General features: G+C 52.8%; 7 protein-coding genes. 3 read left to right on the top strand and 4 right to left on the bottom strand.

Annotated elements, in window-relative coordinates; all coding sequences use genetic code 11:
- Together G512_RS0114575 and G512_RS0114570 are read left to right on the top strand one after the other, a co-directional pair.
- Positions 1 to 270, top strand: a 270-nt coding sequence (locus G512_RS0114575) for an integrase core domain-containing protein (protein ID WP_028480756.1), incomplete at its 5' end; no start/stop codon positions are given.
- 203 nt (positions 271 to 473) lie between these two features.
- A complete protein-coding gene (locus G512_RS0114570; RefSeq protein ID WP_028482357.1) occupies positions 474 to 947 on the top strand; it encodes a fasciclin domain-containing protein in 474 nt (157 codons plus the stop codon).
- 75 nt (positions 948 to 1,022) lie between these two features.
- Here G512_RS0114570 and G512_RS0114565 read toward each other — a convergent pair whose 3' ends face one another.
- The 4 genes from G512_RS0114565 to G512_RS0114550 form a co-directional block, all read right to left on the bottom strand.
- Positions 1,023 to 1,919, bottom strand: coding sequence for a dienelactone hydrolase family protein (locus G512_RS0114565; RefSeq protein ID WP_028482356.1), 897 nt, complete (start codon positions 1,917 to 1,919; stop codon positions 1,023 to 1,025).
- An 83-nt stretch (positions 1,920 to 2,002) separates the two neighbouring features.
- Complete coding sequence (locus tag G512_RS0114560; protein ID WP_028482355.1) at positions 2,003 to 3,301, bottom strand: DUF2254 domain-containing protein; 1,299 nt, start codon at positions 3,299 to 3,301, stop codon at positions 2,003 to 2,005.
- Positions 3,302 to 3,438: 137 nt separating this feature from the next.
- A complete protein-coding gene (locus G512_RS0114555) occupies positions 3,439 to 4,422 on the bottom strand; it encodes a TRAP transporter substrate-binding protein (protein ID WP_028482354.1) in 984 nt (327 codons plus the stop codon).
- Positions 4,423 to 4,846: 424 nt separating this feature from the next.
- A complete protein-coding gene (locus G512_RS0114550; RefSeq protein ID WP_028482353.1) occupies positions 4,847 to 5,842 on the bottom strand; it encodes a TRAP transporter substrate-binding protein in 996 nt (331 codons plus the stop codon).
- Between the two features lie 336 nt (positions 5,843 to 6,178).
- Between G512_RS0114550 and G512_RS0114545 the strand changes: the two genes are divergently transcribed.
- Entirely contained in the window at positions 6,179 to 6,694 is a 516-nt protein-coding gene (locus tag G512_RS0114545) for a TRAP transporter small permease (RefSeq protein ID WP_028482352.1), read from the top strand.
- Positions 6,695 to 6,804 lie beyond the last annotated feature (110 nt).

Genomic DNA, 6,804 nt, shown 5'->3' with positions numbered 1-6,804 from the left:
CGGATGGGCGTGCGTATATCTATGGATGGCAAGGGACGGTTCCTCGACAACATCTTCGTCGAACGGCTGTGGCGCACGCTCAAATACGAGTGCGTTTATCTGCACGCCTGGGAAACCGGCTCACAGGCCAGGGCCGGTATCCGAAAGTGGCTGGACTTCTATAACCGGAAACGCCCCCACTCCGCCCTTGGCGGCAAACCGCCTGCCGTGGTCTATTGGCAGCGCATCGAACAACACCAACCCGATCAGCAGATGCACAGTGTAGCTTAATTTACGCCTAAACCTGTCCAACGGATGGGGAGTAGCTCAGAGAAAGGATTACAATACGAGGTTAGAGGGCCTCTAGATCATTCAAATCGCGACGGCATTTAAGCACAAACTTGTGATCACACAGCGCACCGTTTTTTTGAACCGGACAACCGCCCGTCGCCGTAGAGCAAGCGTCTCTACATCATACACGGAGGTTCTATCCGATGAAGTTTCTAAAAGTTACTGCCGCTGCCGCTCTGTTGTCCGCTTCTGTTGCGACATCCGCGTTGGCTGCCAACATCGTTGAAACCGCCAAGAGCGCGGGTAACTTCAACACGCTCCTCGCAGCAGCAACAGCGGCTGACTTGGTGGAGACACTATCCGGTCCTGGACCGTTCACTGTTTTTGCGCCGACAGACGAAGCCTTTGCAGCCTTGCCTGAGGGAACAGTGGAAGACCTGCTGAAGCCTGAAAACAAGGACCAGCTTGTCGCTGTTCTCACCTACCATGTAGTCCCAGGCAAAGTGATGTCGACTGACCTTCAGGATGACATGACAGCAGAAACCGTGCAGGGCGGGGAAATCACGATTGATCTGGACAATGGCCCCATGGTGAACAACGCCAAGGTAGTCTCAGCTGACATCGAGGCTGACAACGGCGTCATTCACGTTATCGACAAGGTGATCCTGCCCCAATAATCCCAAATCACAGGATCACGTCGAAGCCAGTCGCCTTTGGGCGGCTGGCTTTTCCTGTTTGTGGGCAGGTTTGGGCTAGGCTTTCAGCTTTTCCTTGAAGAAATCAAGTGTCCGGCTCCAGGCCAGATCAGCGGCCTCCTTGTTGTATCGGGCCTGTGACGTGTCGTTGTTGAAGGCGTGGTTCACCCCGTCGTACATGTAGATTGTGAATTCCTTGCCGTTATCTTCCAGTGCGCTGCGGAAATCATCGATGCCGGAATTGATGCGGTCATCGAGGCCGGCATAGTGCAGCAATAGCGCTGCTGAAATTTGCGGAACGAGCGTGGTTTCCGGCTGGCGACCATAGTAGGAAACGACCGCCTTCAATTCCGGCGATACCACCGCCAGATTATTGACCAGTTGGCCGCCCCAACAAAACCCGATGGCACCCACGGCGCCTGTGCTGTCGTCGCGATTGGCAAGGTAGGCAATGGCTTCTTTTCCGTTGTGCAAAGTATTCTCCGCTTCCAGCGCGCGGATCATTTGACGGGCTTTGTCTTCATCTGCCGGTGTCCCGCCATCGGCGGAAAGAAAGTCCACCGCCATGGGCATGTACCCGGCAACGGCAAGTCGGCGCGTGATATCGCGAATGTGGTCATTGAGACCGCGGTTTTCGTGCACCACCAGGATAGCTGGGAGTTTGTCGGTGTCACCGGCAGGGCGCACCAGATACCCTTTCATTTCGCCCGTTGCGCCGGGAAAGGATACCTCCTCGCTGACAACTCGTGAATCATCAGGGGCAACGACGGACGCCATTGCGCCATTGGCTTGCAACAAAGGCAAAATGGCGCCAGCGGCAGCGGCAGATCCTGCGAGGCACCGCAAACGTTCCATGAACCCGCGTCTGTCCAGTGTCAGATGCGTGTATTCATCATAGGCCTCGATCATGGCCTGTGTGATCTGGGGGTGGCGGGTATTAGGGCGCTGAGACATGGCTGGCTCCTGAGGACGGTCGCTTTTTGTGAGCTAAGCTAAAGAGCCGGAGATTCACGTCAACTTATTAGCAAGAACAGGACTTATGATCGGTAAAGGCTCTTGCCGCGTGCCAAATTCAGCTGCTCCGCCATCTCACGCCTGTCCAATGGGATTTTGATCTCATTCTTTGCGGAAGAAGCAATGGCAAGAAGGTGCTCATGAAGGTGCTTCTGGTAGTAGCTTGGCGTCGTCTCAAGCATCTTGCCAATGGTCTTCACGAGATGCAGCTGAACTTGGAAGTTGGTATTGGCAGCTCGGCGCAAGATGTGCAGTGCTTCACTTACTGTATCTTCAAGATTGATAAGGCAACACCAGACCCGCGGCGTCCCCTCATTGTCGCATGCAAGAGAAGAGGGTACCCCTCGCTGCATCATTATAGAAAGCGACGCACACAAATGGTCTATCGCTGAAATCGCCGTGTAGGCATCATTAACCCCCGCTGACAATGCTCTCAGCGCTATCTCTACACTGAGATAAACATGGAACCTCAGGTCTCCTTCTGGCGCTCTGGCATCAGCCAATAAAAGACAGGATCGTACTTTTTGAGCCAGTTTATCTTCTGCACCGTATTGCACGGAAATCCTGGTTCTCGGAAAGACGAAGTCGCCGGGACTAACCTTCATCTCGATGAAGCAATCGTTTTCAGTTGCAATCTGTAGCAATCTTTCAATGTCAACGCCCGTGATATAACCTTCCGCGTCGGCAACAATTGAGGTGCCCTCACCACGCGGAATCCTTCGATCTTCCTCTTCGCTTTCCGCAGGTTCTTCCAAAAGAATTCGATCAATCTCACGACGGAATGCACGCTGGGTCCTGCCTATCGCATTATCGACCATTATTTGCTGTGAGACATCGTGAACGAAGTACACGAGGCAAAAAAAGCTGGCTGCAGCAAGAAAGATCGCCACAATTGTTGATATGCGCGGTTCGTCATGTTCGACAAGCATGTAAAGAACGAAAAGCGCGTACAAGAATGTTGCGCCCAGCATGCCGATCGTTACCTGACTTACACGGTTTTGAGAAAAACTCGTAAGCAACCGTGGGCCTATGTTTCCCGCTGCCAGGGTAAATACAACCAAGGTCAGTGAATAGACTAGGCTGAGAACGGTCATCATTGCGCCAGAAATTGTACTAAGAACAGATCGTGCCCCGGACACGCCCAACCCAAGTAGGCCGAGCTGCTCTGCTGGCACTTGAGACACAAACGCCCTGTCTATCGCAACCGTGATGAATGCGAGGAGGATTCCAACCAGTGCGATCAAAGATGGCAAGAGCAAGAAGCCGGACAAGACCAGCTTCAGTTTTGTCAGAGTTGCGAAAGACGGACTCAATGTACTCATGGATAAACCAGTCAACTCGCCTTTGAGACCTCTACACATACCCTCATATGTCTAAAAAAGCTAAAAGCAGACAAAAAAAAGGCGCCTCGTTGGAGGCGCCTTCTGCAAATCTTTGGCTTGTTACGACCAGAGAGGTCTTACTTGGCCAGACCCTTGATGCGGTCGATCAGGTCAGCCAGCTGGTCGGACTTTGCAGCCAGTTCTTCGTGCATTGGCAGAACTGCTTCAATGAACGGACCCTTTTCAACTTCAACGAACTTCACGCCGAGTTCTTCCTTGGCGATCTGGACCATTTCCTTGGTCTGTTCGTTGTAGATGTCGCGGTGGTACGCCATCATTTCCTTACCAGCTTCCTGCAGAGCCTGCTGCTGGTCTTCAGGCAGGGAGTCCCAAACCTGAGTGGAAATCATGAGAACACCTGGGATCATGGTGTGTTCGTCCTGAGAGTAGACCTTTGCTACTTCACCGTGACGTACGTCCACCAGAGCCTGCGGGTTGTTTTCAGCGCCATCAACAACACCCTGCTGCAGAGCGGAGTACAGTTCGCCGAACGCGATCGGGGTTGGTGCGCCACCGAGCAGCTCAACCATCTGGATAGCGGATGGAGATGGCTGTACGCGGATCTTCATGCCTTCCAGGTCTGCTGGCGAGTTGATTTCCTTGTTGGCGTAGAACGAACGGGAACCGTCCACCATGAATGCCAGACCAACGAAACCCTTGTCCTTGGAAGCCATGAAGATTTCATCGGCAACGTCAGACATCAGAACATCAAAGTAGTGCTGTTCGGATTCGAAGATGTATGGCAGGTTCATAACGCCGTAGGTTGGCTCGAAAGCTTCCATTTCAGCAGCGTTGGAGCGAGCCATGTCCAGAAGACCGTTCTGAACCAGCTCAACGGACTCGCGCTGAGTGCCAAGCTGAGCGTTCGGGAAAACGCGCATCTTCAGTTCGCCATCGGTTTTCTCTTCGACCAGATCAGCCATGTACTCGAGAGAAATGTGAGCAGGGTTTTCGGTCGGCAGGTTGTGGCTTACGCGCAGAGTTTTGGCGTCAACAGTTGTTGCGCCCATCATGACAGCGGAAGTCAGAAGCGCACAAAGAAGATGTGACTTGCGGAACATATAGAATTTCTCCCGTTTAATTAGTAGCCTTCCGGCTTAGGGTACAGACGATCACTCCTGTTAACCCCTAGGTGGAATCGACTGCATGACAGGGATATCAAACTGTTTCGGGTATTTGGTCAACCTATTTAACGGCGACCTAGTGTTATCACCTAATATCTCAGGCGGGTTTTCCAGAGATACATTTGCGGGCTCGAAGGCAAAAAATTCTTAAAACTCCGCAGTTTATGTGAAGAGATCCTGAGCCGGATTGGTATCCAGGTTAATTAATATTGGCTAACCACTTTTCGAAAAACATGCAAAAAAGGTTAGCCGGTAACCTGCGCGGAAGGTGGGGATTCGCGAAGGGAGGCGCCGCTCTCTTTCGTATCTGACAAAAAAGAGCGGCGGGTATTATTTCTATTTCAAGCTAACCTGACCGTTTTTACTCCGAGAGGCTTGGAGCTCTGTCCTTGATACGCTTGATGAGGTCGGCCATCTTGTCAGACTTTGCGGCCAGCTCTTCGTGCATGGGCTGAACGGCTTCGATGAAGGGCCCTTTTTCGACTTCCACAAATTCGACACCGAGGTCGTTCTTGGCGACTTCGATCATTTCAAGCGTTTGCTTGTTATAAAGATCGCGGTGAAAGTCCATCATCTCCCGCGCGGCCTGTTTCAGGGCATTTTGCTGCTCTTCCGTCAGGGTGTCCCATACCTGGGTCGAGATCATCAACACACCGGGGATCATGGTGTGTTCGTCTTGAGAGTAGACTTTGGCGACTTCACCGTGGCGAACGTCCACCAGAGCTTGCGGATTGTTTTCGGCACCATCAACCACACCCTGTTGCAGGGCGGAATACAGCTCGCCGAAAGCGATGGGGGTGGGGGAACCGCCGAGCAACTCAACCATCTGAATGGCAGAGGGAGAGGGCTGCACCCGGATCTTCATGCCATTAAGATCTGACGGTTCCTTGATGGCCTTGTTGGCATAGAAGGAGCGGGAACCATCCACCATGAATGCAAGGCCAATGAAGCCCTTGTCCCGCGAAGCGTTGAAGATGTCTTCGGCCACGTCGCTCGTCAGCACCTCATAATAATGAGGCTCGCTCTCGAAGATGTAGGGCAGGTTCATCACCGCATATGATGGTTCGAAGGCTTCCATCTCTGCAGCGTTGGAACGGGCCATGTCCAGCAGGCCGTTCTGCATCAATTCCACAGATTCGCGTTGGGTGCCCAACTGGCCGTTGGGAAACACGCGCAGACGCAGGTCGCCGTTGGTCAGTTCATCGACGCGTTCCGCCATGAATTCAAGAGAAATGTGGGCTGGATTGTCCGTCGGCAGGTTATGGCTTACGCGCAGGCTTTTGGCGTTCGCTGCGCCAACGGCAAGGCCGACACTGGCAGTGAGCACAAGAGCAAGTAGTTGGGATGGGGTTCGCATTGTTATTCTTTCTCCCAGGGGATTTTCTTTTGCGATGCCAGTTTTACGCGTTTTTGCTTGGAAGATCTACCCGCACTTCACTCAGGGTATATCGAATCCTTATCTTTCGTGTTATATCAGCCAAAGGGCAAAATAGGTCGACCAAATCAGCAAAATACGTGTTCTTGCGGGATGCCTCTACGGCCAAAAGCCGTTAGCATCGCGCCATAAAAGACGCTCTGTCGGGCAAAATCGCGAGAATTCCGAGCACTATTCGTTAGATTGATCGCTCTTCTCAATTGGCAGACCAATTATCGTCGGTTGCGCGAGGCCCACAGGCAAAAATGGATGATAGAGATGAAAACACTATCAAATATTGTTAACCGCATTCTCAGCACAGTTACCGTTCTGGTATTTGCTGTTCTGGTAGTGTGTGTTGTTTGGCAGGTTGTATCGCGGTTTATCTTGGGTCAGCCGAGCACGGTTACGGACGAGATGGCGCGGTTCATGTTCATGTGGATTGGTTTGATTGGCGCGGCGTATACGCTTGGCCAGCGCCGTCACCTTGCGATTGATCTTTTGACCGGTTCGCTTGTTGGGCGCACGAAGCAGCTTTCGGACCTGTTCATCACGCTTGCGATCGCGGTGTTTGCGATCACGATCATGCTGTACGGCGGCTACAACCTTGTGGCCAAGACTTTGTCCACGGGCCAGGTTTCTCCGGCCCTGCGCATTCCCATGGGCTATGTCTACGCAGCCATTCCGTTCTCCGGGGCGGTGATCCTGTTTTACTGCGTTGAATTTGCCATCGGCCTGATCAACGGCACCGGCACCGGTCCGAACGACAAGCCAGTTGAGGATGCGGCCGAGTAAGCCGAGAATTGAAGAGAGTCCCCCATGGAACTGCAAAGCGCACTTATCCTGTTTGGCGTTTTCGCCGTGCTGGTGACGTTCGGTGTGCCGATCTCGTTTGCGATCGGTCT

Source organism: Pseudovibrio exalbescens DSM 16456 (assembly GCF_000422785.1).
Classification (GTDB): Bacteria; Pseudomonadota; Alphaproteobacteria; order Rhizobiales; family Stappiaceae; genus Pseudovibrio; species Pseudovibrio exalbescens.
This window is presented reverse-complemented; position numbering and strand designations above follow the sequence as displayed.

Coding starts and splice junctions, on each gene's coding strand:
- G512_RS0114570 (WP_028482357.1), top strand. CDS start 474: ATGAAGTTTCTAAAAGTTACTGCCGCTGCCGCTCTGTTGTCCGCTTCT.
- G512_RS0114565 (WP_028482356.1), bottom strand. CDS start 1,919: ATGTCTCAGCGCCCTAATACCCGCCACCCCCAGATCACACAGGCCATG.
- G512_RS0114560 (WP_028482355.1), bottom strand. CDS start 3,301: ATGAGTACATTGAGTCCGTCTTTCGCAACTCTGACAAAACTGAAGCTG.
- G512_RS0114555 (WP_028482354.1), bottom strand. CDS start 4,422: ATGTTCCGCAAGTCACATCTTCTTTGTGCGCTTCTGACTTCCGCTGTC.
- G512_RS0114550 (WP_028482353.1), bottom strand. CDS start 5,842: ATGCGAACCCCATCCCAACTACTTGCTCTTGTGCTCACTGCCAGTGTC.
- G512_RS0114545 (WP_028482352.1), top strand. CDS start 6,179: ATGAAAACACTATCAAATATTGTTAACCGCATTCTCAGCACAGTTACC.